Source organism: Idiomarina seosinensis (genome assembly GCF_044797955.1).
Classification (GTDB): Bacteria; Pseudomonadota; Gammaproteobacteria; order Enterobacterales; family Alteromonadaceae; genus Idiomarina; species Idiomarina seosinensis_A.
This window is the reverse complement of sequence record NZ_CP085211.1, coordinates 390467-415965: the sequence shown is the minus strand read 5'-3', so window position 1 is coordinate 415965 and position 25499 is coordinate 390467. Positions and strand designations below refer to the sequence as shown.

21 protein-coding genes are annotated in these 25499 nt (G+C 51.4%); 8 read left to right on the top strand and 13 right to left on the bottom strand.

Going from position 1 to position 25499, the window contains the following annotated elements; all coding sequences use genetic code 11:
- Positions 1–97: 97 nt before the first annotated feature.
- The 11 genes from LG288_RS01975 to ampD all read right to left on the bottom strand — a co-directional run bounded on the left by LG288_RS01975 (position 98) and on the right by ampD (position 15837).
- Positions 98–3223, bottom strand: coding sequence for an efflux RND transporter permease subunit (locus tag LG288_RS01975; RefSeq protein WP_404401508.1), 3126 nt, complete (start codon positions 3221–3223; stop codon positions 98–100).
- Positions 3223–4518 (bottom strand): efflux RND transporter periplasmic adaptor subunit, encoded by a 1296-nt coding sequence (locus LG288_RS01970; RefSeq protein ID WP_404401506.1) that lies wholly within the window; start codon positions 4516–4518, stop codon positions 3223–3225. The genes LG288_RS01975 and LG288_RS01970 overlap by 1 nt, the downstream gene beginning before the upstream one ends.
- 61 nt (positions 4519–4579) lie before the next feature.
- The gene (locus LG288_RS01965; protein WP_404401504.1) at positions 4580–4909 is read right to left on the bottom strand and encodes a hypothetical protein; all 330 of its coding nucleotides are present in this window, start codon (positions 4907–4909) and stop codon (positions 4580–4582) included.
- A 28-nt stretch (positions 4910–4937) separates the two neighbouring features.
- Positions 4938–7016, bottom strand: a complete 2079-nt coding sequence (locus LG288_RS01960; protein ID WP_404401502.1) for a M13 family metallopeptidase — start codon at positions 7014–7016, stop codon at positions 4938–4940.
- A 22-nt stretch (positions 7017–7038) separates the two neighbouring features.
- Positions 7039–7326, bottom strand: a complete 288-nt coding sequence (locus tag LG288_RS01955; protein WP_404401500.1) for an encapsulin-associated ferritin-like protein — start codon at positions 7324–7326, stop codon at positions 7039–7041.
- 144 nt (positions 7327–7470) lie between these two features.
- Complete coding sequence (lpdA, locus tag LG288_RS01950; RefSeq protein ID WP_404401498.1) at positions 7471–8904, bottom strand: dihydrolipoyl dehydrogenase; 1434 nt, start codon at positions 8902–8904, stop codon at positions 7471–7473.
- Between the two features lie 124 nt (positions 8905–9028).
- A complete protein-coding gene (gene aceF / locus LG288_RS01945) occupies positions 9029–10849 on the bottom strand; it encodes a dihydrolipoyllysine-residue acetyltransferase (RefSeq protein ID WP_404401496.1) in 1821 nt (606 codons plus the stop codon).
- Between the two features lie 11 nt (positions 10850–10860).
- On the bottom strand, positions 10861–13533 hold the full coding sequence (aceE, locus tag LG288_RS01940; protein ID WP_404401494.1) for a pyruvate dehydrogenase (acetyl-transferring), homodimeric type: 2673 nt from the start codon (positions 13531–13533) through the stop codon (positions 10861–10863).
- Positions 13534–13557: 24 nt separating this feature from the next.
- Positions 13558–14304 carry a pyruvate dehydrogenase complex transcriptional repressor PdhR gene (pdhR, locus tag LG288_RS01935; RefSeq protein WP_404401492.1) on the bottom strand — a complete coding sequence of 249 codons (747 nt, stop codon included), beginning with the start codon at positions 14302–14304 and terminating at the stop codon, positions 13558–13560.
- A gap of 120 nt (positions 14305–14424) precedes the next feature.
- A complete protein-coding gene (ampE, locus tag LG288_RS01930; protein ID WP_404401490.1) occupies positions 14425–15261 on the bottom strand; it encodes a regulatory signaling modulator protein AmpE in 837 nt (278 codons plus the stop codon).
- A 24-nt stretch (positions 15262–15285) separates the two neighbouring features.
- On the bottom strand, positions 15286–15837 hold the full coding sequence (ampD, locus tag LG288_RS01925; protein WP_404401488.1) for a 1,6-anhydro-N-acetylmuramyl-L-alanine amidase AmpD: 552 nt from the start codon (positions 15835–15837) through the stop codon (positions 15286–15288).
- Between the two features lie 94 nt (positions 15838–15931).
- Here ampD and nadC point away from each other — a divergent pair, with 94 nt between their 5' ends.
- The 8 genes from nadC (at position 15932) to yacG (ending at position 22304) form a co-directional block, all read left to right on the top strand.
- Complete coding sequence (gene nadC / locus LG288_RS01920) at positions 15932–16804, top strand: carboxylating nicotinate-nucleotide diphosphorylase (protein WP_404401486.1); 873 nt, start codon at positions 15932–15934, stop codon at positions 16802–16804.
- A gap of 74 nt (positions 16805–16878) precedes the next feature.
- On the top strand, positions 16879–17340 hold the full coding sequence (locus LG288_RS01915) for a prepilin-type N-terminal cleavage/methylation domain-containing protein (protein ID WP_404401484.1): 462 nt from the start codon (positions 16879–16881) through the stop codon (positions 17338–17340).
- Positions 17341–17353: 13 nt separating this feature from the next.
- The gene (locus tag LG288_RS01910) at positions 17354–18685 is read left to right on the top strand and encodes an ATPase, T2SS/T4P/T4SS family (protein ID WP_404401482.1); all 1332 of its coding nucleotides are present in this window, start codon (positions 17354–17356) and stop codon (positions 18683–18685) included.
- The gene (locus LG288_RS01905) at positions 18682–19725 is read left to right on the top strand and encodes a type II secretion system F family protein (RefSeq protein ID WP_404401479.1); all 1044 of its coding nucleotides are present in this window, start codon (positions 18682–18684) and stop codon (positions 19723–19725) included. The genes LG288_RS01910 and LG288_RS01905 overlap by 4 nt, the downstream gene beginning before the upstream one ends.
- Positions 19726–19747: 22 nt before the next feature.
- Positions 19748–20605, top strand: coding sequence for a prepilin peptidase (locus LG288_RS01900; protein WP_404401477.1), 858 nt, complete (start codon positions 19748–19750; stop codon positions 20603–20605).
- A gap of 3 nt (positions 20606–20608) precedes the next feature.
- Positions 20609–21223, top strand: a complete 615-nt coding sequence (coaE, locus tag LG288_RS01895; protein ID WP_404401475.1) for a dephospho-CoA kinase — start codon at positions 20609–20611, stop codon at positions 21221–21223.
- Positions 21224–21286: 63 nt separating this feature from the next.
- Positions 21287–22051, top strand: coding sequence for a cell division protein ZapD (locus LG288_RS01890; protein ID WP_404401473.1), 765 nt, complete (start codon positions 21287–21289; stop codon positions 22049–22051).
- Positions 22052–22085: 34 nt separating this feature from the next.
- Entirely contained in the window at positions 22086–22304 is a 219-nt protein-coding gene (gene yacG / locus LG288_RS01885; protein WP_404401471.1) for a DNA gyrase inhibitor YacG, read from the top strand.
- Here yacG and mutT read toward each other — a convergent pair.
- Positions 22298–22720 carry an 8-oxo-dGTP diphosphatase MutT gene (mutT, locus tag LG288_RS01880; protein ID WP_404401469.1) on the bottom strand — a complete coding sequence of 141 codons (423 nt, stop codon included), beginning with the start codon at positions 22718–22720 and terminating at the stop codon, positions 22298–22300. The two genes, yacG and mutT, sit on opposite strands and share 7 nt — an antisense overlap.
- A gap of 15 nt (positions 22721–22735) precedes the next feature.
- A complete protein-coding gene (gene secA / locus LG288_RS01875) occupies positions 22736–25450 on the bottom strand; it encodes a preprotein translocase subunit SecA (RefSeq protein WP_404401467.1) in 2715 nt (904 codons plus the stop codon).
- Between the last annotated feature and the right edge of the window lie 49 nt (positions 25451–25499).

The window sequence follows — 25499 nt, the reverse complement described above, 5'->3', positions numbered from 1 at the left end:
TAAAGTCCAATAAAAAGCTCCCGACCGGGAGCTTTTTTTTTGCCTATCTGACACTGCTAAATGTCCCGCAGCGGCATTCGTGCGTCAGGGACGCACGTTACGGGTTCGGGCGCACGCTACCTTTATGCTGCAGATAGAACACGGCGGGGATTAATAGCATTGATACCAGCGGTGCCAGGATCATGCCGCCAACCATTGGCGCGGCGATACGCTGCATCACTTCATTACCAATACCACCGCCCAACATAATGGGTAATAAACCGATGACGATGGTCGCCACTGTCATCGCCTTCGGCCTGACCCGCAATAACGCGCCCTCCTCGATCGCCGGTATCAGTTGCTCGCGGCTTTCACCAACGCCCTGCCAGGCGTTGTTCAGATATAACAACATCACCACGCCAAATTCCGCCGCTACACCGGCCAGCGCGATCATACCGACAATGACAGCCAGCGACAGATTATAGTCCAGCCAGAACATTAGCCAGAGACTACCCGTGAGCGCGATAGGCAGGGTTGCTACAATCAGTAAAGCCTGACCCATGGAACGAAAGGTTAAATACAAAAGAATGACAATAAGTGCCAGAGTCAGCGGAATAATTTTAGTTAAATCCGCCTCGGCTTGCTGCATGGCCTGATATTGCCCCGTCCAGCTCCAGCTGTAGCCCGTCGGTATGGGTAGCTGATTTAATGCCGGCGTTACCGCAGCAATATAATCGGTTACGGTCACTCCATCGGCCGGCTCGATAAATATCCAGCTACTTAAACGGGCATTCTCACTTTTCAGCACAGCAGGCCCGTCGGTTAGCTGAATATCTGCGACATCAGCCAGAGTTAACCAGCGCCCCTGATCAGAACGAACTGGCAATTCTTTTAACTTATCAATGTGATCCCGCTGACTACGCGGATAGCGCAGATTAATCGGAAAACGCTCATTGCCCTGCACCGAAGTAGCAATAGTTGCACCACCAATAGCGCTTGCAATATGCTCATGGATGTCGGCTTGTGAAACACCCCAGCGCGCCGCCTGACGTAATTTAGGGCGAATCTGGATATAGCGTCCCTCTGCCGCCCGTTCGGCAATTACCGAGCCGGTTTCGCTGCGCTCTGCAAGACGCTTCTCAATTGCCATAGCCAGGGTTTGCAAGCGGGAAAAATCACTGCCACTGACTTTTATTGCCAACGGTGTTTTTACCCCTGTCGCCAACATTTCAATGCGGGTACGGATCGGCATCACCCAGGCATTGGTTAAGCCGGGTATCTGCACCTGCTGTTCCAGCTCTGCAATGACATCATCTACAGTTTTACCGGCCGGCCACTCAGACTCCGGAGTGAGGGTGATACTGGTTTCGATCATCGTCAGCGGAGCTGGATCCGTCGCACTGTCCGCGCGGCCAATTTTTCCGAATACGCGCTCGACCTGCGGGTGTTCAGCTATTAGAGCATCGGTCTGCTGCAATAGCTGTCCGGCTTCGTTAACGCTGATACCCGGTAAAGTGGTCGGCATGTACATTAAATCCCCTTCGTATAAGGGGGGCATTAATTCGTAATCCAGCTGCTGCCAGGGGTACCAGGCACTTGCTGTTATTGCAACCGCCAGAAGAATTAACGTCTTCGGCCAGCGTATGGTTAATTTTAACAATGGCCGGTACAGCCAGATAAGAAAACCGGTCAGTGGATTGCGATTTTCTGCAGGAATACGGCCCCTGACAAGTAAAGCGATTAACACCGGGATCAGCGTAATGGCAATTATGGCAGCCGCCGCCATCGCCAGGGTTTTGGTATATGCCAACGGCTCAAATAAACGACCCTGCTGCCCTTGCAAAGCAAACACGGGAATAAAGCTAACGGTAATCACTAACAGAGAGTAAAACAGCGAAGGTCCCACTTCGGTACAGGCGGAACTGACCAGCTGCAGGCGCTGCCGGCCGGTAGCCGGATCACCATTGTTGGTTTGCTGAAAACGGTGCAAATGCTTGTGAGCATTTTCGATCATTACGATGGCTGCATCTACCAGCGCCCCAATAGCAATCGCAATGCCCCCCAGACTCATGATATTAGCGCTGATGCCCAGACTGTTCATAACCCAGATGGCTAACAACACCGACAACGGTAAGCTGATAACTGCAATTAACGCCGAGCGGGCGTGCCATAGGAAGACTACACAGACAATGGCGACCAGGGCCATCTCCTGCAGTAATTTGCTGCTTAAGTTATCAACCGAGGCACGAATCAGTTCGGAGCGGTCATAAGTCGGCACCACTTCGACGCCCTCAGGCAGACCCTGCTGCAATTCCTCCAGCTTCGCCTTGACGGCTTCTATGGTTTGTAAGGCATTTGCACCGTAGCGCATGACCACAATACCGCCCACCACTTCACCCTGACCGTCAAGCTCTGCCACACCGCGGCGCACCTGCGGACCAATCCGAACCTCGGCCACATCTTCCAGCAACAGGACTCCCTGCTGATCTGAACGTTGCGGCAAAGGCAGCTGACGCAGGTCCTCCACTGATTGTAAATAACCGAGTCCGCGAACCATGTATTCCGCTTCGGCCATTTCAACCACTGAGCCGCCCACTTCCGCATTCGCCTGTTGAATGGTGCGCTTTATATCCGCTAGTGTCAGTTGATAACGGTGCAATTGAGCAGGATCGATAACGACCTGATAGGTCTCCACCATACCTCCAACCCGGGCAATTTCGGCAACTCCATCGACACTTTGCAGTTCTTGCTTTAAAAACCAGTTTTGTAAACGGGTCAGCTCGCCCAGATTGTGTTGCCCGGATGAATCAACCAGGGCGTACTGATAAATCCAGCCGACGCCGGTTGCGTCGGGTCCCAGGCTCGGTTGCACCGCTTCAGGCAGCTGGCTTTGTGCCTGGTCCAGATATTCAGTAACTCGGCTGCGCGCCCAATAAGGGTCAGTACCCTCTTCGAAAATAACGTACACGTAGGAGTCACCAAAAAACGAGAAACCCCGCACCGATTCAGTTTTTGGTACCGACAGCATCACGCTGGAGAGTGGGTAGGTGACTTGTTCTTCAACCACCGCCGGGGCCTGGCCGGGATAACTGGTTTTTACGATAACCTGAACATCGGACAAATCAGGAATGGCATCCAGCCTGGTTTGCTGTAGTGATTGCCAGGCCAAAAAGCTTAACGCTGCAAAGAACACCAACACCAGTAACGGATTGCGTAACGATGCCTGAATAATTTTTGCTAACATCAGTGGCCTCCGTGCGCGTGGCCGGCACTATCTTGCTGCTCGGTGCGTTCATTTTGCTCCTGACCCGGCAGTAAGCCACGCAGTGAAGCCTCAGAATCCAGCATAAACTGACCATTGGTTACAACTTGTTCACCTTCCGTTAGGCCGCTGGTAATTTCGATTTCATCGCCAACTCTGAGCCCGGTTTTCACTGCCTTTACCACAAAATCCCGGTCGCCCTGACGAACCACTACCCGGTTACTCTGTTGCACCTGGATCAGGCTACTGACGGGAATCACCAGCACATCTTGCAGTGGTTCCAGCTCGACTTTTGCAGTTGCCCATAAGCCCTCTCTGAGGTCATTGATCGAAGCCTGCACCGGTACTCTGGCGGTTAACGTCTGAGTTTGTTGATCAAGCCGCGGGTAAAGATAATCAATGGTGTTCATCCAGTGCCCGTCAACACTGGCCGAACTAATATGTGCCATCTGGCCTACCGCCACCTGGTCAGCATAGCGAACGGGAATATCCAGTAAAAACCACAATTGCTGGTCGCCACTGATGGTCATTAGCTCCAGGCCTGGATTAACGTACATGCCCTGCTGGATATTCAGTGCCGTTAAATAGCCTGCCTGCGGGGCGAAATAATCCACTTCGTAGCGGACTTTTCCGCTCTTTTCCAGTTCGCTGATCTGTTTTTCATTCATGCCCAATAAGCGCAGTCGCTGCTGGCCGCGGCGTTTGAATTCTTGTTGGTTTTGCTGGTCCCCGACCTGAGTCAACGACTCCAGTAACTGCAGGTAATCATCCTGGGCAACAACCAGATCCGGTGCATAAACCCGGTATAGTTTTTCACCCTGCTCAACCCACTGCCCTTCAACATCAGCGTAAAGCTCCTCAACCCATCCTTCTGCGCGCGAATGGACGTGATACTGTGCCGATTCCTGCCAGCTTACCTGAGCCTGGGCTGACAACATCGGTTGCAGGTTTTTACGCTCTACACTGGCGGTAGTGACCCGCAGCGCTTGTTGCTCGCGGCGAGTTACCTCAAAGCTGGGTTGTGCCGCGCCCCCGGCATGTAAATGATCAGTGCTCTCAGGGTCACTTTCAGTTGCCGCAGCAGTGCTGCGGGCTACCAGATCCATGCCGCAGATAGGACAACTACCCGGCCCATCCTCAACTATCTGGCTGTGCATCGGGCAGACATACACCGTCTGCTCTGCAGACTGCGAGTGCTGATGTTGGCTATGATCCTGTACAGCAAATACAGGGGTGCTGAATACGATGGCGACAAGCGCCAGAAACATGCGTTGCATGATAATCTCCACCAAACTAAAATTTCGGCCATGTTATGGCCACCTTTCTGTCAACGGTGGATTATTTCGGTGGGCGGATTAGAGGTTCTTTTCGCGCAGCTAAAGCTGCAATGGTTGCAGAAGAAACAGGCTCTGATGCCTGAGAAAGGTGTGGTGCGATACCACTGATTAAGCCAATTTGACCGGCACAGTGTTGCTCACAGTGCTGGCAAAACGATGCTTCATTATGGCATTCCGTTTGTTGTTCGGCCTTAGTGTCAGGACAGCAGTCGTGGCTGCCTGACTGAGCTGGGGTTTCGGCAGCCATCACTGCGCCATGGCTTGCTGGCGAGGACAAGGTCCCCACCAGCAAGCTGGCAACAGTTATAATAAGAATGGCGAGATGTTTCATACCCGACACTCTAACACTTTTCGCTTAATTACCAAATCGTTACCCGTTCTTCCGGTGGTAAATAAAGCTCGTCGCCTTCGCTGACATCAAAAGCGGGGTAAAACGCCGGAATATTAACCACAGTACCGTTTACCCGATATTTAGCCGGCGAGTGTGGGTCACTCATCACTTGTTCACGAACCGCATCTTCACGGTATTTACCGCGCCAGACCTGTGCCCAGCCAATAAATACCCGCTGCTCACCGGTAAACCCATCCAGCTTCGGTGATGAGTCGCCATTTAGCGATTTTTGGTAGGCTTCATAAGCAATGGTTAAGCCGGCCAGATCGCCGATGTTTTCACCCAGAGTCAGATCACCCTTGATATTGAGGCCTTCAATCGGCTCATAATTACTGAACTGGTCGGATAACTGCTGACCACGGACATCAAAGGCTTCACGGTCTGCTTCTGTCCACCAGCTCTGCAGATTACCCTCGCCATCATACTTAGAGCCCTGGTCATCAAAGCCGTGGCCCATTTCGTGACCAATAACGGCACCGATACCACCGTAATTAACCGCCATTTCGGCGTCCATATCAAAAAATGGTGGCTGTAGTATCCCGGCCGGGAAAACAATCTCGTTACGCACCGGACTGTAGTAGGCGTTAACCGTCTGTGGCGTCATACCCCAGTCTTCTTCGTCAACCGGGCCACCAATTTTTTCAATTTCTTCCTGGTAATTAAATTCGGCATAAGCTTTATAATTACCGACCAAATCCGTGGCTGAGATCTGCAGATCGCTGTAATCCCGCCATTCGTTTGGATAACCGACCTTAGGATCAAATTTAGCCAGTTTATCCAGCGCTTTTTTCTTAGTATCGGCTGTCATCCACTCAAGATTGTTGATCGAGTCGGCATAAGCCTCCCGCAGATTTTCAATCAGAGTTTCCATCTTAGCTTTTGCTTCCGGCGGGAAGTATTCTTTTACGTAAACCTGTCCGAGAACTTCGCCAAGGATGCTGTTAGTTGCATCAACACCGCGCTTCCAGCGTGGTTCCTGCTCGGGAATACCGCGCAAAGTTTCGCCATAAAAAGCAAAACGTCGTTCGGCAAAGTCTTCCGTAAGGATTGGAGCTGCGTCGTTGACCATACGAAAGCTCAGGTAATCTTTCCAGGCTTGCAGTTCAACGTCGGTAAACATATCTCCGAAAGCCTCAAAATAAGACGGCTGGCGGATAACCATAGCTTCAACCGAAGCAAGCTCGGCTGCGCCGAGCCAACCGGAAAAGTCAAAGTCGCCCATTAAAGACGCTACTTCGTCAGCTGATTTTTTATTATACGTTTTGTCGGCATTGCGGCTTTCAACCCGGGACCACTGGGCTTCGGCAAGCTTAGTTTCCAGTTGCAAAATGCGCTCAGCGGCTTCTTCGGCATTATCGACACCAGCCATCTCGAGGATATCTGCCGCATAATCGCGGTACGCTTCACGAAACTCGGCAAACTTTTCGTCTTCTTTTAGATAATAGTCACGGTCAGGCAGACCCAGGCCGGATTGCGTAACGTACATGGCGTTAGTTTGAGGATCTTTGGCATCCGGATAAACATAAAACGCAAATGGCATCGAAACACTTTGCCGGGTCATCCGCGCCATGTGCGCAGCGACTGCTGCATGACTATCCAGAGCAGCAATGGCTTCCAGATCAGAAGCAATGGGTTTAGCACCCAGCGCATTTAAGGTTTCAGTATCCATATAGGCATTAAAGAAATCACCCACTTTGCGCTCATTGGTACCCGCTTCCGGCTTCGAGTTGGCTGCCGTTTCTATGATCTTACGCAGGCGCTTTTGATTTTCTTCGCGCAAATCATAAAATGTCCCGATAGAGGAACGATCCGAAGGAATTTCAGTTTCTTTTATCCAGCTACCGTTAACGTGCTGATAAAGGTCATCCTGGGGACGAACGCTGTGGTCAAAATTTTCCAGTATCACACCCGACGCCAGCTGTTGCTCGGCTTCGGATTGCTGTTCGGCCTGCTGTTCTGCTTGTTGTCCGGATTGTTGTGGAGAGCAGGCGGCCAGAGCCAGAGCCATGGAAACGCTTGCCGCCACGGTTGCTAATTTTAGCTTCATTGTTGTTACCTTTTTTATTGTTTTAATCGTGCTTTAGTGGTTTATCAGTAAATAAATAGTCTTTCAGCTCGTCATCCAGCACATTGTCTCTGCGTCGAATCCATTCAAGCATCATGGCCGCATGTTCTTTTTCTTCATCGCGGTTATGGATAAGTACCGCTTTTAACTCATCATCTTTACAAACGTCGATGCGTTGGTTGTACCAATCAATGGCTTCCAGCTCCTCCATCAATGAAATGATGGCCCGGTGCATATCCCGCGTTTCATCGGATAGCAATTCATAAGGTTCATGATAACCCTCATTCGCCATAACAGACTCCTTGTTGTTTTTTTATCGAGCAACTGTGTCATTAAAATTATCGCATTACAGCCTGACACGCAAAAAAAAGGACTGTATTCATGACAAATACAGTCCCTGGTTAGTCAATTTGCCGTTACAGCTGGCAGACAGACCTTATTTTTTCTTTTTCTTCTTCGCTTTAGGGTTCGGCATATCAGTAATGGCACCTTCGTGAATTTCTGCTGCCAGGCCAACCGACTCATGCAGAGTTGGGTGCGCGTGGATAGTCAGTGCCATATCTTCGGCGTCACATCCCATTTCGATTGCCAGGCATATTTCACCCAACAACTCACCAGCATTGGTACCACACATAGCACCACCAATAATGCGGTTGTTTTTATCGAAGATCAGCTTGGTCATACCCTGTTGTGCGTTTGACGCAATAGCACGGCCGGATGCTGACCAGGGGAAAGTTACCGCATCATATTCGATACCCTGATCTTTGGCTTCTTTTTCGGTAACACCGGCCCACGCAACTTCGGGGTTAGTGTACATAATTGAAGGAATGACCTTGGGATCGAAGAAATGTTTTTTACCGGCAATCACTTCCGCGGCAACGTGCGATTCATGAGTCGCTTTGTGAGCCAGCATTGGCTGTCCGACCAGATCACCAATGGCAAAGATATGATCGACGTTGGTCCGCATCTGGCTGTCAACGTTAATAAAGCCGCGATCATCAACTTTCACGCCAGCTTTGTCGGCGTCAATTTTACCACCGTTTGGCGCACGGCCAACGGCCACCAGTATGACATCGTATCTGACCGCTTCTTCGGGTGCGTTTTTGCCTTCAAACGTCACATAAAGACCATCTTTTTTCGCTTCAACGTTAGTGGCTTTAGTACTTAACATGACATTTTCGAAGCGACCTTTAACCTGCTTGTTAAAGCTCTTGATGATGTCCGTGTCTGCCGGCGGCACCAGTTGGTCCATCATTTCGACGACATCGACTTTGGCGCCAAGAGAGCTGTATACCTGGCCCATTTCCAGAGCGATGATACCACCACCCAGCAACAACATTTTTTCCGGAATTTCTTTTAGTTCCAGCGCATCGGTTGAATCCCAGACGCGCTCGTCATCATGCGGAATAAAGGGAAGCTTTATGGCCTGCGACCCGACTGCAATAATAGCGTGCTCAAACTCAACTTCGGTTTCGCCGTCTTCACCTTCCACTTTGATGGTGTTGCTGCCGGTAAATTTACCGTAGCCATTGACGACATTAACTTTACGCATTTTCGACATCTGATCTAAGCCGCCGGTCAGTTGGCCGACCACTTTTTCTTTGTGCTTGCGTAACTTATCTAAGTCGATTTTCGGCTCACCAAACTCAATGCCTTCGGCTGCCAGGTGCTGAGCTTCTTCGATGTGCTTAGTCATGTGCAGTAAGGCTTTAGATGGAATACAGCCAACGTTCAGACAGACCCCGCCCAGGGTGCTGTAACGCTCGATCAGAACCACATCCAGACCCAAATCAGCGGCCCGGAAAGCGCCGGAATAGCCACCAGGCCCGGAACCTAACACCACTACTTGTGTTTTAATTTTCTTGCTCATGTTAACCCCTTGTTTGTCACGGCCAGTTGAGCCACTGGCCGGCTCAGTCAACGCTTAATTGATGCGTACGCAGTGCTGCGTATTGTAGCGCGATTTATGTTGCATTTCCTGTACAAATTGGTGCTTAAAGCACCAATTTGCGAATATCACCCAATACAGCGCTTAAGTAGCTGGTAAAGCGCGCTGCCTCGGCTCCGTCGATAACGCGATGGTCATAAGACAACGACAACGGCAGCGTCAATCGCGGCTCAAACTCTTCACCGTTCCATTTTGGCTTCATTTCATTGCGTGAAACGCCCAAAATGGCGACATCCGGCGCATTAACGATTGGCGTAAATGCGGTACCGCCAATGCCTCCTAAGCTAGAGATTGAGAAGCAGCCACCCTGCATATCAGCCGCTTTAAGTTTACCGTCACGGGCTTTAGCACTAACTTCCAGCAACTCCTCGGATAGCTCGTAAATGCCCTTCTTATCGACATCACGGATCACCGGAACCACCAAGCCGTTCGGGGTATCGACTGCGATACCAATATGAACGTATTTTTTCATATAAAGTGATTCGCCCGACTCGGATAGCGACGAGTTAAAGGTCGGATACTCACGCAACGCTTTAGCACAGGCTTTCATGATGAATACGAGCGGGGTGATTTTAAAGCCGAGATCCCGCTTTTTCGCCACTTCGTTTTCATTTTTCCGAAATTTTTCCAGTTCGGTAATATCCGCTTCGTCGAACTGCGTAACATGGGGGATGGTCACCCAGTTACGATGCAGGTTAGGCCCGGACTTGCGCTGAATACGCGATAACTGCACTTCTTCAACTTCACCGAACTTACTAAAATCAACTTTCGGTGGATCGATGACTTGCAGACCACCGCCCTGACCGGTAGTGCCGCCGACCGCTTTGGGCCGCGATAGCTCGTATTTAACGTAGTCCTGAACATCTTCTTTCAGTACACGCTCTTTCGGGCCACTGCCTTTAACCTGGGATAAGTCGACACCAAATTCCCGTGCCACGCGGCGCACAGCCGGTGACGCATGGATGGTATGTTTGTCCTTACGTTCGGTCGGATGATCAGGCACCGGCGGCTTACGTTCACCGCTGGCTTTAGTTGATGATTCAGGGCTGTCCTTGCTCTTATCCTTTTGCGCCTGGTCGTCGCTGTCGCTGCTATCAGCTTTGTCGGCAGAACTCTCTTTGGCTTCTTTATCGGTGTCTTGGTGTGACTCCTTATCTGAGCCTTTGTCCTGCTTTTCATCAGCCTCGGCACCTTCTGCGGCGACTTTAAGCTTAGCAATTACCGAGCCCTGAGACACCTTGTCGCCTTCTTTAACCAGCATTTCGACAACTTCGCCGTCCTGCGGGCATGGCACGTCCATAGTTGCCTTATCGGTTTCTAAAGTGATCAGACCGTCTTCTTTAGCCACTGAGTCGCCTTTAGAAACAAGCACTTCAATGATCTCGACGTCTTCTTCATCGCCAATGTCAGGGACTTCGACGTCGATTACTTCAGAACTGCCGGAGTCCGATGAGGAGGTCTTTGATTTCTCTTCACTTTCCTGCGTGTCGTCAGACTCTTTCTGGTCGCTGTCTTTGGTGTTTTCCTCTTCAGCGCTATCCTCTTCAGTGCTTTCCTTTTCATCATCCTGTTGCTCTGAATCGCTTTGTTCTGACGACTCGTCACTGTCGTCGGCTTCCGCTGATTCGTCTGCCGCTTCCAGAATTGCCAGCACGTCGCCTTCGCTGATGGTATCGCCTTCTTTTACCTTCAGCTCGACGATTTTCCCGCCACTTGAGGCGGGAATATCCATCGAGGCTTTATCACTCTCTACCGTAACGACACCGTCTTCCTGTTCTACGGTATCGCCTTCGCTGACCAGCATTTCAATGACTTCGACTTCTTCGCCGCCCACGTCAGGGACTTTGAGTTCGATTGTATCGGCCATCTCCGTACTCCTTATGCTTTACGTGGGTTAAGTTTGTCGACGTCAATTTCGAAATCAATAATGGCTTTAGCCACCACTTTCTTATCAATTTCGCCAGCATCTGCCAACTCTTTAAGCGCAGCAACTACGATGTACTGCGGGTTAACTTCAAAGTGCGAACGCAAATTAGGACGGCTGTCAGAGCGGCCAAAACCGTCGGTACCCAGCACCCGGTAAGCGGTTGGCACCCAGGCGCGAACCTGATCGGCATACAGCTTCATATAGTCCGTTGCTGCGATGGCCGGCCCCTTAGCTTTTTCCATCACCTGAGTAATGTAAGCTTTCTGCGGATCCTTCTCAGGGTTCAGCATATTGTGACGTTCCGCGTCTAAACCATCACGCGCCAGCTCGTTAAAGGAGGTAACGCTGTAGACAGTCGAGTTGATATTGAAGTCATTGGCCAGTATCTCAGCGGCTTCGCGTACCTGCTGTAAAATGGTACCACTACCCATCAGCTGCACATCGGCTTTGGCTTTATTTTTGGCCTTGACCTGGTCGAGCACGTAAATGCCTTTCAGAATCCCTTCTTCCGCACCTTCAGGAAGCTCTGGCTGATGGTAGTTTTCGTTCATTACGGTCAGGTAATAAAACACGTTTTCCTGATCTTCGTACATGCGCTTAAGGCCATCCTGGACAATAACCGCAATCTCGTAACCATAGGTCGGGTCGTAGCTGATACAGTTTGGCACGGTACCAAAGAGAATCAGGCTGTGGCCGTCCTGATGCTGCAGACCTTCGCCGTTAAGGGTGGTGCGGCCCGCTGTTCCACCAATTAAGAAGCCCCTTGTCTGACTGTCGCCGGCAGCCCAGACTAGGTCACCAACGCGCTGGAAGCCAAACATTGAGTAGTAAATATAAAACGGAATCATCGGCTCGTTATTCAGTGAATAGCTGGTTCCGGCAGCAACCCAGGATGCCATTGCGCCCAGCTCGTTAATGCCTTCCTGAATAACCTGACCTTTTTTATCTTCACGGTAATAAGCCACCTGATCGGCATCCTGCGGGGTATATTTTTGCCCGTGGTGTGCGTAAATCCCGACCTGACGGAATAAACCTTCCATGCCGAAGGTGCGCGCTTCGTCAGGGATAATCGGTACAATTCGTTTACCAATTTTCTTATCTTTCAGCAATGCTGTCAGTACCCGGACAAAGGCCATGGTCGACGAAATTTCACGGTCACCGGAACCTTTCAGTACAGAATCGAAGGCTTTCAGTGCCGGCACTTCAAGTTCAACATCGCTGTTTGCCCGGCGGACCGGCATGAAACCACCTAAAGCTTCGCGACGTTCTTTCATGTACTTCATTTCGTCGCTGTCGTCGTCAAACTTGTAATAGGGAAGGTTTTCCAGCTCTTCGTCTTTAAACGGAATATTAAAGCGGTCGCGCAGATGCTTAATGGCGTCCATTTCCATTTTCTTAACCTGGTGAGCAATGTTTTTACCCTCACCAGCGGTTCCCATGCCGTAACCTTTTACGGTTTTTGCCAGGATGACCTGAGGACGGCCTTTGGTATTAGCCGCTTTATGGTAAGCCGAATACACTTTGACCGGATCGTGGCCACCACGGTTTAAGCGCCAAATGTCCTCATCCGATAAGTTAGCTACCATTTCTTCCGTTTCCGGATACTTACCGAAGAAGTGCTCGCGAGTGTACTTACCGCCTTTGGCTTTAAAGTTCTGATAGTCACCGTCTACCGTTTCTTCCATCAGCTCGCGCAATTTACCCTCGGTATCGCGGTACAGCAGTGGGTCCCAGTAGCGACCCCAGATGACCTTAATGACTTCCCAGCCGGCCCCGCGGAAGTTACCTTCAAGTTCCTGGATAATCTTGCCGTTACCGCGCACGGGTCCGTCAAGACGCTGCAGGTTACAGTTGATAACAAAGGTTAAATTATCCAGCTCTTCACGCGACGCCAGGCCAATGGCACCCAGGCTTTCCGGCTCGTCAGTTTCACCGTCACCCATAAAGCAATAAACACGCTGTTCAGAGCAATCTTTAATACCGCGATCGGTCAGGTATTTAAGGAAGCGCGCCAGGTAAATGGCCTGAATGGGTCCCAGGCCCATAGAAACCGTCGGGAACTGCCAAAAATCAGGCATGAGATTCGGGTGCGGGTAAGAAGGTAAACCTTTACCTTCCACTTCCTGACGGAAATTATTCAGTTGTTCTTCTGTCAGGCGGCCTTCGATAAAGGCGCGTCCGTAGATACCGGGTGAAGCGTGTCCCTGAATAAATAAGAAATCACCGCCATCTTTGTCATTCGGCGCGCGGAAGAAGTGATTGAAGCCAACATCGTATAACATCGCCGATGACGCAAAGCTGGCAATGTGTCCGCCAAGTTCTTCGCCTTTTTGTGAGGCTCTGAGCACCATCATTGCCGCATTCCAGCGGATCGCCGAGCGAATGCGCGACTCCATGGTCTGGTTGCCCGGCATGGTCGGTTCCTGACTGGCGGGGATGGTATTCAGATACGACGTGGTCGGACGATAGGGCAAATACGCCCCGTTACGACGGGCTTTGTCGATCAGCTGTTCCAGTAAAAAATGAGCCCGTTCCGGCCCTTCAGCATCCAGCACACCCTCAAGAGCGTCAAGCCACTCTTGAGTTTCCTGCTGATCAACGTCTTGTTTTTTCTCTTCACTCATAGCTATTCCTTACCTTTTAATCTTTCAGGAACGACGCAGCGAACGCTGGATGCGAGACTGTTCTTTTGTCATATCCAGCAATGCCTGTTCAATATAGGACAAATGTTGATGACATGCATCCCGCGCCTGCTCAGGTTGTCCGTCCACTATTGCCGCTGCAATTTGTGAACGATGTTGGTTCAATTGCTCCAGAACCTGCGGGTTTGGAGCCAAAAGTTCTAGGTTTTGCTTAATATTATCAGCCAGTAATTCCTGCATACTCATTACCACATGCAGCAACACCACATTATGGGAGGCTTCGGCAATGCGTAAGTAAAAACCCACCAGCGCTTCAACTTGCTGAGGGATATCCTTGTCCCGCGTCGACATTATGCTGTTCATACTGGCCTTTATCCGATTCAGATCGGCTTCAGTACCCCGCAGGGCAGCATAAAATGACGAAATTCCCTCAAGGGCGTGACGGAATTCCAGTAAATCGAACTGTGATTCCGGATGTTTTGCTAATAATTCGAACAACGGTGTACTGACTTTATCGCTCAGGTTATCCGCCACAAAGGTGCCGCCACCCTGGCGTCTTAGCAGCAGACCTTTAGCCTCCAGCTTTTGTATGGCTTCGCGTAAAGACGGTCGGGACACATTAAACTGTTGCGACAGATCGCGCTCGGATGGCAGCTTCTGGCCGGCCGACAAGCGCCCGTCAACAATCATTGCCTCTAGTTGCGCAACGATTTGATCGGAAATTTTTGCCACTTTGATGGTTTCAATCGACATAAAATTCGCTTTGTGACCCCGGCTGGCCTTTAGGTAAATTGGTCTTACCAAGTGATGCGGTTAGTTTAAATGATCTGAGGCCAGAACCCAAATTTTTCTGTGCCGCCGAATCGCCGTTTTTTAGCTTAAGGCTCCCGCTAATGTCAGCACCGCAATAACACACAGCCATAGTAACTGTTGCCGTTTCATCAGCGCCAGCTGCATCGTAACAGCTTCAGTCTTATCATCAGGGTGATGTGAGCGATCTTCTGCACAGCGGGCAAACTGGGCCAGTAACTCAGAATTTGCCCGGTTAACATCAGTTAAAGAGCGTAACCATACCGGCAGGGTTTGTGAAAAATGACCGACCAGCATTAGCCCCAGACCTGCCAGCCGCACCGGAATAAAATCGATAGCCCAGCGTAAACGCTGCAACGGCAGTTGCTGAAAACGTTGTGGATAGTGAACTTCGGCGGCGCGTACTGACGCATAGGCCAGGGCGCCAAAGACACCGAAGACGATGTAAAAGAAGATCACCGCCAGGTAATACTGATAGTTAAGCCAGCTGATGGCATCTTCGGCGCTGCTGTCCGCGCTTTGCCCGGCCAGTTGCTGCAATTTTTGCTGCTGCTCAGCGACGATTTCCTTATCGCCGCGATTTGCGGCTTTTAAATAAGCTTTATAAGCATTGCGCGCCGGCTGACAGGAAAAGCTTAGCAACAACGCCAGAATGCTACAGACAAAGGTCACCAGTAAATGATCCAGCCAGACCACCAGTAGCCCTGCCAAAATCGCCGGAGTCAGCAGCCAAAGCAGTTGTAATAACGGATGATGGAGCTTCTCGTCATGCCCTGCAGCCTGAAGTTTTTGCTCGCTCCAGTTAAGCCAGCGGGATAAATAAAAATTCACCTGCCAGGGTGCCGGCAACTGCGTGATTCGCTCTATGCTCAGTGCGACTAGCAATGCAATGAGTACCATGAAATCTCCCTTAACTTACAATTTTTATTTGTTGTTGGTTTGTAGTTGGGTCAGATAATACGCCCAGTCAAACCCCTCACCAGGATCCGTTTTGCGATCCGGGGCAATGTGCTGATGACCGACAATACGGTCGTGGGTCAACGCCGGGTACTGAGCCATTAGTAACTGAGTCACTGTGATTAACTGTTGATACTGAGCAGCAGTGTAAGGCTGTTTATCGGTTCCTTCCAGTTCTATACCAATACTGTAGTCGTTACAGCGCTGCCGGCCACCATAACATGACTGCCCGGCATGCCAGGCGCGTTGATCAAAAGGCACATACTGTTCGATTTGACCATCACGCCGGATAACCAAATGAGCCGATACCCTGAGTCCGTCCAGTGCTTCAAAGCCGGAACCGGCAGAGGTATCCAGGGTTCCCAAGAATAAATCCTTAACGTAGGGCGTCCCATACTGGCCTTCGGGTAAGCTGATACAGTGAATGACCAACAAGCTAATGGTTTCAGCTTCGGGGCGGGCATCGTAATGAGGCGATGCATAGTGTGTCGCGTTTTGCAGATAGTGTTCTTTTATCACAGGCTTTTTCTGGCTATCTCTTTTCAGTGCAGGTACAAACGGGTAAAGTTTACCTCCCTAGTATCGTTATTGTTTTTATAAAGGTAAAGCTTACATGGAAACCGTTTTGTCTCTTTCTCAACAAGAAGTGCAGTGGTTGAAACAACAGGTTACCCTGGCCCTTGAGGAAGATTTATCCGCCGTTGATGCGGCGCTGGACATTACCGCGCAACTGATTGACAGCGACAGTCAAAGCCAGGCTTCCATTATTACCCGTGAGCCCATGGTCTTGTGCGGCCAGGCATGGGTGGATGAAGTTTTTCGCCAACTGGATGCCGACGTCCGCATAGAGTGGTTTGCACACGATGGTGACTCAGTAGCGGCCGGCCAGCAACTTTGCCAGTTATCGGGCCGCAGCCGTTCCTTGCTGACCGGTGAGCGGGCCGCACTCAACTTTCTGCAGACATTGTCGGCTACTGCCACCCTGACGGCCAAATACAGCCGCAAGCTTGAGGGCTCGGCGACACGCTTGCTGGATACCCGTAAAACCCTGCCTGGCCTGCGTCTGGCACAAAAATACGCAGTGCGCTGTGGCGGTGGTAAAAACCACCGACTCGGGCTTTATGATGCCTATTTGATTAAGGAAAACCACATTGCTGCCAGCGGCGGCATTGCTGCCGCCGTGACCAAAGCGCGGCAGCTTAACCCGGCCAAACCGGTGCAAGTGGAAGTCGAGAGTCTGAACGAGCTGCAGCAGGCTTTGGGTGCACAAGCGGATATTGTCATGCTGGATAATTTCTCGCTGGCTGACGTGCAGCAAGCGGTTAATACCAACCGCGAAGCTGAAACACCGGCTTTATTAGAAGTGTCAGGTAACATCACGGACAGCCGTCTGGATGAGTTAAAAGCAACCGGCGTCGATTTTATTTCTTCCGGCGCACTGACCAAAAATGTCGTTGCCATTGACCTGTCGATGCGTATTAGCTGATCTCGGACAACAAGTTACAGTTGCCGGTTTAACTGGCAGCGACCATAGTTGCGGCTTTCCCGCTGGAGGCCGCTATGTACTTCTGCAACACCCGACGCAAACCCGCAGCTGGCTTTAGCCTGATTGAACTACTGGTGGCTATCGCCATTATTGCAATTCTGTCCTCCCTGGCAATTCCCGCTTATCACCAGTACAGCCAGCGGGCGAAAGTGACCAGTGCGCTGCGTTACGCACAACCGATGCAGCTGGCGATTGCCCTGTGCTGGCAACTGGAAGGCCAGCTGGCACGCTGCGCGCAACCGGGCCAACAGGGTTTACCGCTAATTCCGGATCCCCTGCCCGCGCAGCTCAACCGCTTTAGTATTGATGCAACGGCCGGTTTGCAGCTGGAGTTAGCCGACGTGTTAGTCGACGAAGTACCGCTGCAAGTGTTGCTGACGCCTGACGGCCAGCAAGGTATGCTGAACTGGCTGATCAGCTGTTCTGATTATCAGCTGGGGCGCTCGGTGGTCGCCGGCTGCCAGTCCTCTTTGTAAGGTAGTAACAGCCATGTTTGGCAACGGCAGTTGTGTCGACCTGCCCCGGCAGACCTTAGCGATTGAAAAACAGCTGGCTGAGCGGCTGGGTTTACCGATAAGTTCTGTGTGTTTAGTGCATCACGATCCGCAGCTGGCCTTAGTGGCACTGGCAGAAGCACCGGCACTGGCTAGCGAATCGATAGATTTCCTGTGGCAGCAGCTAAGCAATGCTCCCCTCACCCTGTTGCAGTTACAGACTGTCAGCCGGCTGCCTTTGCCGGCACCGGGTTCAGACGCCAGCGACTGGCTACAGCAGTTATTAGTTTACAGTCTGCAACAGCAGGCATCGGACATTCATCTGGAACCGCAGCCTGAAGGCTTGAAAATTCGCTTACGCGTTGCCGGACAGTTACTGACGGCGCAGCATCTCAGCCGTGATCAGGGCCGGCAATTGTGCGCACGCGTGAAAGTGCTGGCGGACCTCGACATTACTGAGCATTTTAAACCCCAGGACGGGCGCTTCTCGGTTACCTGTGACGCTAGGCACAGCCGCGACTTCCGGGTCAGTTGCTGTCCGGTACTGGATGGTGAAAAGCTGGTTATCCGTTGCCTGGGAACTCTGCAGCAATTGCCATCGCTGTCGCAGTTAGGCCTGGCACATGAACAACTGCAGTGTATAACCCGCTGTTTAGGGCAAACGCAGGGGCTAATTCTGGTTACCGGACCAACGGGCAGCGGCAAAACATCAACGCTGTACTCTATGCTGCAACGCCTGAATCACCGCAGCCTGAATATCTGTACGGTAGAAGATCCCGTTGAAATTCGCTTTCCGGGTATTAATCAGGTACCCGTTAACCCCCATCGCCAGCTATCCTTTGCCGTTATTCTGCGCACGCTGCTGCGCCAGGATCCTGATGTACTGCTGGTTGGCGAAATTCGTGATGCCGAAACAGCGCAGGTAGCTTTGCAAGCCGCCCAGACCGGTCATCTGGTTTTCGCCACACTGCATACTAACAGTGCTGTCGACAGCCTGACCCGGCTGGCAGCCCTGGGTCTGCCTTATGACGAGATTAGTACCGCTTTGTTGCTGCTAGTCAGTCAGCGTTTACTACGTAAGCTCTGCCCGGATTGCACGGGTACAGGATGCCGGCAATGCGACCAGGGCTACCTCGGCCAGTTAGCCGCCTTTGAAGTGATCCCCTGGCAACACCGGCTTTTAGAACAAAAATTGGCGCCTGACAGTATCAGCTCCCATCTGGCCAATCTGCATCTGCCGACACTGCAGCAGCATGGACAACAGTTAGTCAAACGGGGGCTGACAAGTGTCCACCAGGCCCGGCGGCTGGTATTTAACCGTACATGAAGCGCAGAACGATGGGACGCCGCCGGCAAAGGCTATTATTCAGGGCGCTGCAACAATTGGCGATATTGCTGCGCAGTGGGCTGCCGTTAAACTCGGCGCTCGGCATCGTTCAGTCACAATATAAACAGGGACCGGTAACTGACTGTCTACAGGCCATGCAGCAGGCCATTGCCGAAGGCCGGACCATGAGCAGTGGTCTACGGCAGCTTCGCTGGCAGTTACCCGCTGCCTTAACCAGCTGGCTCGATCTGGCCGAGCAAAGCGGTCAGCTGGCAAAGATCCTGGAGAATCTGGTGACGGAGTTTCAGTACGCCGACAATCAACGTCGGCAACTGCGCAAAATCATTCAGTATCCTTTATTGGTATTAGCAGTGAGTGTAGCTGTTACGCTCATTCTCCTTATCTGGGTTTTGCCCCAATTTGCCTCATTATTCACGGAGCAACAGCTACCCGCCCTGACCCGCTCATTGTTATCAGCCAGTCGCCGGGTGGACGAATACGGAATCTGGCTGGTTATTATCCTGGTTATCAGCAGCTTCACACTAGCCGGTATACGCCGTCTCGCGCCGGGGCTCTGCCAGAAATGGCTGCTGCGCCTGCCCGGCATTGGTAAGCTGGTCCGCCTGGCCCGCTTGCAGCAATTGTTTTTGCCTCTTAGCCTGCTGTTATCGTCTGGCATGCCTGCGGTAACTGCATTACAGCAGGTGGCCCGGACCAGCCCCTGGCAGCCTACAAAAACCGAGCTTAACCGTGTACAACTAGCCATTAATGCGGGCGAGAGCTGGTCAGCAGCCTTCGCTCAGGCGGGTTTACGACAACCTTTGCTACTGGCTTATTTAAAAACTGGCGAGCAAAGCGGGCTGATAGCTGAAATGATGCATAATCTGGCCACTGACTTAGCACACCAACTGCAGCAGGCATCAGAACAGTGGCTAAAGCTGGCAGAGCCCTTGCTGATGTTAATTTTAGGGGGCATTATAGGCACCCTGTTAGTGGCGATGTATTTACCCATTTTTAACCTCGGACAACACCTGTCATAGGTGCTTAACGCTGGAGCAATGCATGGACCTTTTTTACCAGGCTGGTAGCTGGCCTGCCCTCGTCATCGGGCTATTACTGGGGGCAACCATCGGCAGCTTTTTAAACGTTGTGATTGTGCGTCTGCCGCGGCAATTACAACTGCAGTGGCAGTACGAGTGTGCCGAGTTAAACGGTCAGCCAGTCACCCAAAAGGAACGCTACAATATTGCTTTTCCGGCTTCTCACTGCCCGCAATGCCAGGCAGCGATCGCCTGGTACGACAACATCCCTTTGCTAAGTTACTTAATGCTGGCCGGTAAATGTCGCCACTGCCGGCAAACGATTCCACTGACCTACTGGCTGGTGGAGCTGGCGATGACGGTGATCCTGGGCCTGGCCGCATGGCAGTTGGGGCTTTCACTGGCCTGGGCTGTGCTGTTGCTGGCCGTCAGCCTGTTGGTTTGCATGATTGTTATTGATATTCAGCACCAACTGTTGCCGGATCAACTTACCTACAGCCTGTTATGGCTGGGCCTGCTCTGGTCCCTGAACCCAACGTCCGGCATCAGTCCCGGGCAGGCCATCCTTGGTGCAGCCATTGGCTACCTCAGTCTGTGGTCGGTGTTTTGGCTGTTTAAGCTGGCGACCGGCAAAGACGGCTTAGGTTATGGAGACTTTAAGTTGCTGGCAGCTATCGGTGCCTTTACCGGCGCTACTCTGTTACCGGTTACCGTACTGGCCAGCTCGGTTGTCGGAGTGTTGGTTGGTGTCATCGCACTGGTTCGGAAAGGACGCTCGGAACCCATCCCGTTCGGTCCTTTTTTAATTGGCGGCGGACTAATCAGTTACTTCTCTGGTGACGAGTTGTTACACGCTTACTGGCAATGGTTGGGGCTGTAGCCTATGGCAAACTATGTGGTTGGGCTGACCGGAGGTATCGGCAGCGGTAAAACCGCTGCCTCTGACTACCTGGCCGGGCAAGGTATCGATGTGGTGGATGCGGATGTAATTGCGCGTCAGGTGGTAGCACCGGACAGCCCCTGTTTAGCGAAAATTGTCAGTCGCTTCGGCAAGCAGGTGATACATTCCGACGGCAGCCTAAACCGTCAGGCTCTGCGGCAAAAAGTGTTTAGCGATGACAGTGAAAAAAACTGGTTGAATCAACTCCTGCATCCTGCAATCCGCAGCGCAATTTTGCAGCAACTGGCTCAGAGTCAGTCGGTATACACTTTGCTGGTTGCCCCCTTGCTGCTGGAAAATGGCCTTGATAGCTACTGTCAGCGGGTACTGGTAGTTGATGTACCGGAGCCGCTGCAGGTTGAACGTACCGTCAAACGGGACAACAGTGAAGCACATCTGGTTGAAGCAATTATGGCGGCACAGATGGAACGCCGGCAGCGGCTTGCCCGCGCGGATGATGTAGTGCTTAACGATGGTTCACTAAAACATCTGCAACAGCAGCTTGACGGCCTTGATACGCTCTATCGGCAAGCAGCCGCTAGTGAGGATTCTGGCTAATCAGCATTGCACCCCGTGTACATTGCGTTATCATAAGCTCATAGTCTGCTATTGAGAGTCTGAATGTCGAGCGAAGTGCAAGCCCCTATTGTTTACGAATACCCTCTGCAAGAACGTTTTCGTACCTATTTAAGGTTAGAACACAGTTTTAATCAGTTGCGCTCGACCCTGGGGCACGATCATGAAAGCTTTTTTAATGCCTTATTCGCCAGTCAGGAGCTCATCGAGCGCAGTGACATTCGTGCTGAGTTGAGCAAAGATTTAATCCAGCAAAAAAACTTTATTAAGCAGTGGGAAAAACATCCGCAAATTGACCAGGACACCCTACAGGCAGCACTGCACTCGGTCAGTGAAGCTCATGACGGCCTGCAACATCTGCCGAAACAGCTGCGCCACCTGAAAGATGACCGATTTTTAGCCAGCATCCGTACCCGCCTGGTGCAACCGGGCCTGTGTGGATTATTTGAACTGCCGCAACTGCAATTGTGGTTAAGTCATTCGCCGGAACAAGCCTGGCAACAATGCCACATCTGGTACCATAGCCTGCAGCCCCTGATCGATGCGATTGCGCTGCAACTGCAGCTAACCCGTCAGCAAGGCGACTTTACTTCCATTGTGGCTAAAGGTGGTTTCTGGCAGGAAAGCTGTGAGCCATTGTCGCTGATACGCATTCAAGTGGCCGTTGAAAATGCCTGTTATCCTGTTATCAGTGGCCACCGCCAGCGATTTACCTTGCGTTTTATGACGTTACCCGGCGAGGATGACCAGCAATCCGATGCCAGCAGCGATGACATCACTGCTGCTATTGCGCGTTGCCCGCTGCTTTAACCGAACTTTGTCTGCAAAATTTAAAGGCTCTACTATGTCTCATACTGTTAATTGCCCCACATGCCAGACCAACGTAGTCTGGTCAGCCGAACAATCCCCTTACCGACCGTTTTGCAGTGAGCGCTGTAAACTGATTGATTTAGGCGAGTGGGCTAACGAGGAAAAAGCCATCCCCGGTCAACCTACTGTAGTGGCAAGTCAACCGTCAGGCAATGACGATGACTATGATGCTGACGGTGACTACCGTCAGTAGTTATTAAGGGTATCCATTAACCGCTCGACGATGGGCTGATTGGCATCAGGAAACTGAAAAGCATCAAGCTGTGCAATGTCAGCCCAGAGCCATTGCTGCCCTTGTAACTGGGCCACATCACCGCGATACTGCAGCACCCACCAGACATCTAACAGTACCCGCTTATCTTCGTATTGGTGCTCAACCACCGTCAAAGGCGCGCAATCCATTACCTCGATATTGCATTCTTCCTTTAACTCGCGGGCCAGGGCCTGCTGCACTGACTCATCGGCTTCAACTTTTCCACCGGGAAATTCCCACTTATCGCCCTGGTGTTGAGTGGGCTTGCGGCGGGCAATAAACACCTCGCCCTGATCATTTTCGATAACCCCAACCGCTACATGAACGGTTGGGGTATTACTGGGTTCTTCGTTCATAATACCGTTATCTTTTTACAATTTGCCATGACATTGTTTGTACTTCTTGCCTGAGCCACAGGGGCAGGGATCATTACGTCCCACTTTTGTTCCCCGTTGCGCCGGCGCAGGGGTAGCCTGGCTGGCTGCCTGCTCAGGCTGCTGAGTTGCACTGGCCTGCTCATGCTTAAACTCGCGCGGAACATTATCAGCTGCCTTGCGCTGCTGATCCACCGCGTCGACGTCTTCCGGCGCTCGTACTTTTACCCGGCTTAAAATAGTAACAACATCTAGCTTCAGGTTCTCCAGCATGTCGCTGAATAATTCAAATGCTTCACGCTTATATTCCTGTTTCGGATTTTTCTGCGCGTAACCCCGTAAGTGAATACCCTGACGCAGATGATCCATTGCCGCCAGGTGCTCTTTCCAGTGCTGATCAAGGCTTTGCAACATGATGGATTTTTCGAAGCGGCGCAAAGTTTCTGCACCGACCAGCTCTTCTTTTTGCTGATAAGCCTCGGTTAATGAGTCCAGAACACGCTCGCGCAACACTTCTTCATGGAAGCTCTCGTCCTCTTCCAGCGCCTTTTGTAGTTCCAGTTCGATATCAAAGTCGGCGCGCAAGCGCTCTTCAAGTGACGCTAAATCCCATAATTCAGCCAGTGACTGTGGCGGCACGTACTCACTGATAACAGCATTGACAACGTCCTCACGAATTACCTTAATGGTGTCAGAAATATCACCCTCATCAAGTAATTCATTGCGCTGTTCGTACACTACCCGACGCTGGTCATTGGCTACATCGTCGTATTCCAGTAGTTGTTTCCGGACGTCAAAGTTGCGGCCTTCAACTTTACGCTGAGCGTTTTCAATTGCCCGGGTTACCCAAGGGTGTTCTATGGCTTCGCCCTCTTTCATACCCAGCCGCTTCATCATGGATGCCATCCTTTCGGAGGCAAAAATTCGCATCAGCGGATCATCCAGCGACAGATAAAAACGCGATGAGCCTGGATCACCCTGGCGGCCTGAGCGGCCTCTTAACTGGTTATCAATACGGCGCGATTCATGGCGCTCGGTACCAATAATATGCAGACCACCTGCGGCAATGACTTCATCATGCAGCTTCTGCCATTCCTGTTTTATGCTTTCGATTTTATCGTTATCCGGCTGCTCGAGCTTTTCAACTTCAGCCATCCAGCTGCCACCGAGCACGATATCCGTACCCCGGCCTGCCATATTGGTGGCAATCGTCACTACTCCCGGGCGCCCGGCCTGAGCGATGATATCGGCCTCCTGAGCATGGAACTTGGCGTTCAGTACCGCGTGAGGGATCTTTTTATTCTTTAACAGCTTTGACAGCAGTTCTGAATTTTCAATAGAAACTGTACCAACCAGTACTGGCTGCCCTTTCTTTCGGCAGGCGGCGATGTCTTCGGCAATGGCTTCAAACTTTTCCTGAGCGGTCAGGTAAATCAGATCGGCGCCGTCATGGCGTACCATCGGCCGGTTAGTCGGGATAACTACCGTTTCCAGGCCGTAAATTGACTGAAATTCGAAAGCTTCAGTATCTGCGGTACCGGTCATGCCCGCTAGTTTGTCGTATAAACGGAAGTAATTCTGGAAGGTAATAGAAGCCAGGGTCTGGTTTTCGTTTTGAATCTCGACCCCTTCTTTTGCTTCTACCGCCTGATGCAGACCTTCTGACCAGCGACGACCTTCCATAGTACGGCCGGTATGCTCATCGACAATAACGATTTTTCCGTCTTTAACGATGTAATCGACATCTTTCTGGAACAAATGATGGGCGCGTAAAGCGGCATTAATGTGGTGCAGCAGGGTAATATTGGCGGCTGAGTACAGTGAATCGTCTTCGTTCAGCATGCCGCGCTCTTTGAGCAGGGCTTCAATATGTTCCTGGCCGTGCTCGGTCAGATGCAGCTGTTTGGCTTTTTCATCAATGGTGTAGTCGCCGTCACCTTTTTCTTCTTCGGTATCTTCTTTTTCCTGGCGCGTAAGCAATGGCACCAGCTCGTTCATTTTGGTATACATTTCGGAGCTGTCTTCGGCAGGGCCCGAAATGATTAAGGGGGTACGCGCTTCGTCAATTAAGATCGAATCGACTTCGTCGACCAGGGCATAATACAGATCACGCTGCACCCGGTCCTCAGGAGCAAAGGCCATGTTATCGCGCAGATAATCAAAGCCAAACTCGTTATTGGTGCCGTAAGTGATATCTGCCTGGTAAGCTGCTTTTTTCTCCTGCGCGGGTAGTCCCGGAATATTAAAGGCAACGGACATACCTAAAAAATCAAACAACGGCTGGTTAAACTCAGCATCACGCTTAGCCAGGTAATCGTTCACCGTAATAATATGAACGCCTTTGCCGGCCAGGGCATTAAGGTAAGCCGGCAGAGTGGCGGTTAGGGTCTTACCCTCACCGGTTTTCATCTCGGCAATGCGGTTTTCATCCAGTACCATGCCACCGACCAGCTGCACGTCAAAGTGACGCATGCCGAACACCCGCCTGCTGGCTTCGCGCACGGTTGCAAAGGCTTCAATCAACAAGTCCTGTAAGGTTTCACCGTCGTTAAGGCGGCGCCGGAATTCAGCCGTTTTGTCTTTTAGCTCGGCATCCGAAAGCGCTTCGAATTCAGGCTCTAACTGGTTAATTTTCGCAACTTTTTTATTTAGCCCTTTAAGAATACGATCGTTACGGCTACCAAATACTTTTTGAAACAAACTGCCTAACATGAGAAAGGGATTTCCTGTTTTACGTTATGAACAACAAAAGCGATACCAA

What these genes read in the sequence shown, in the direction of transcription:
- LG288_RS01975 (WP_404401508.1), bottom strand. Translation starts at nt 3,223, where the DNA reads ATGTTAGCAAAAATTATTCAGGCATCGTTACGCAATCCGTTACTGGTG.
- LG288_RS01970 (WP_404401506.1), bottom strand. Translation starts at nt 4,518, where the DNA reads ATGCAACGCATGTTTCTGGCGCTTGTCGCCATCGTATTCAGCACCCCT.
- LG288_RS01965 (WP_404401504.1), bottom strand. Translation starts at nt 4,909, where the DNA reads ATGAAACATCTCGCCATTCTTATTATAACTGTTGCCAGCTTGCTGGTG.
- LG288_RS01960 (WP_404401502.1), bottom strand. Translation starts at nt 7,016, where the DNA reads ATGAAGCTAAAATTAGCAACCGTGGCGGCAAGCGTTTCCATGGCTCTG.
- LG288_RS01955 (WP_404401500.1), bottom strand. Translation starts at nt 7,326, where the DNA reads ATGGCGAATGAGGGTTATCATGAACCTTATGAATTGCTATCCGATGAA.
- lpdA (WP_404401498.1), bottom strand. Translation starts at nt 8,904, where the DNA reads ATGAGCAAGAAAATTAAAACACAAGTAGTGGTGTTAGGTTCCGGGCCT.
- aceF (WP_404401496.1), bottom strand. Translation starts at nt 10,849, where the DNA reads ATGGCCGATACAATCGAACTCAAAGTCCCTGACGTGGGCGGCGAAGAA.
- aceE (WP_404401494.1), bottom strand. Translation starts at nt 13,533, where the DNA reads ATGAGTGAAGAGAAAAAACAAGACGTTGATCAGCAGGAAACTCAAGAG.
- pdhR (WP_404401492.1), bottom strand. Translation starts at nt 14,304, where the DNA reads ATGTCGATTGAAACCATCAAAGTGGCAAAAATTTCCGATCAAATCGTT.
- ampE (WP_404401490.1), bottom strand. Translation starts at nt 15,261, where the DNA reads ATGGTACTCATTGCATTGCTAGTCGCACTGAGCATAGAGCGAATCACG.
- nadC (WP_404401486.1), top strand. Translation starts at nt 15,932, where the DNA reads ATGGAAACCGTTTTGTCTCTTTCTCAACAAGAAGTGCAGTGGTTGAAA.
- LG288_RS01915 (WP_404401484.1), top strand. Translation starts at nt 16,879, where the DNA reads ATGTACTTCTGCAACACCCGACGCAAACCCGCAGCTGGCTTTAGCCTG.
- LG288_RS01910 (WP_404401482.1), top strand. Translation starts at nt 17,354, where the DNA reads ATGTTTGGCAACGGCAGTTGTGTCGACCTGCCCCGGCAGACCTTAGCG.
- LG288_RS01905 (WP_404401479.1), top strand. Translation starts at nt 18,682, where the DNA reads ATGAAGCGCAGAACGATGGGACGCCGCCGGCAAAGGCTATTATTCAGG.
- LG288_RS01900 (WP_404401477.1), top strand. Translation starts at nt 19,748, where the DNA reads ATGGACCTTTTTTACCAGGCTGGTAGCTGGCCTGCCCTCGTCATCGGG.
- coaE (WP_404401475.1), top strand. Translation starts at nt 20,609, where the DNA reads ATGGCAAACTATGTGGTTGGGCTGACCGGAGGTATCGGCAGCGGTAAA.
- LG288_RS01890 (WP_404401473.1), top strand. Translation starts at nt 21,287, where the DNA reads ATGTCGAGCGAAGTGCAAGCCCCTATTGTTTACGAATACCCTCTGCAA.
- yacG (WP_404401471.1), top strand. Translation starts at nt 22,086, where the DNA reads ATGTCTCATACTGTTAATTGCCCCACATGCCAGACCAACGTAGTCTGG.
- mutT (WP_404401469.1), bottom strand. Translation starts at nt 22,720, where the DNA reads ATGAACGAAGAACCCAGTAATACCCCAACCGTTCATGTAGCGGTTGGG.
- secA (WP_404401467.1), bottom strand. Translation starts at nt 25,450, where the DNA reads ATGTTAGGCAGTTTGTTTCAAAAAGTATTTGGTAGCCGTAACGATCGT.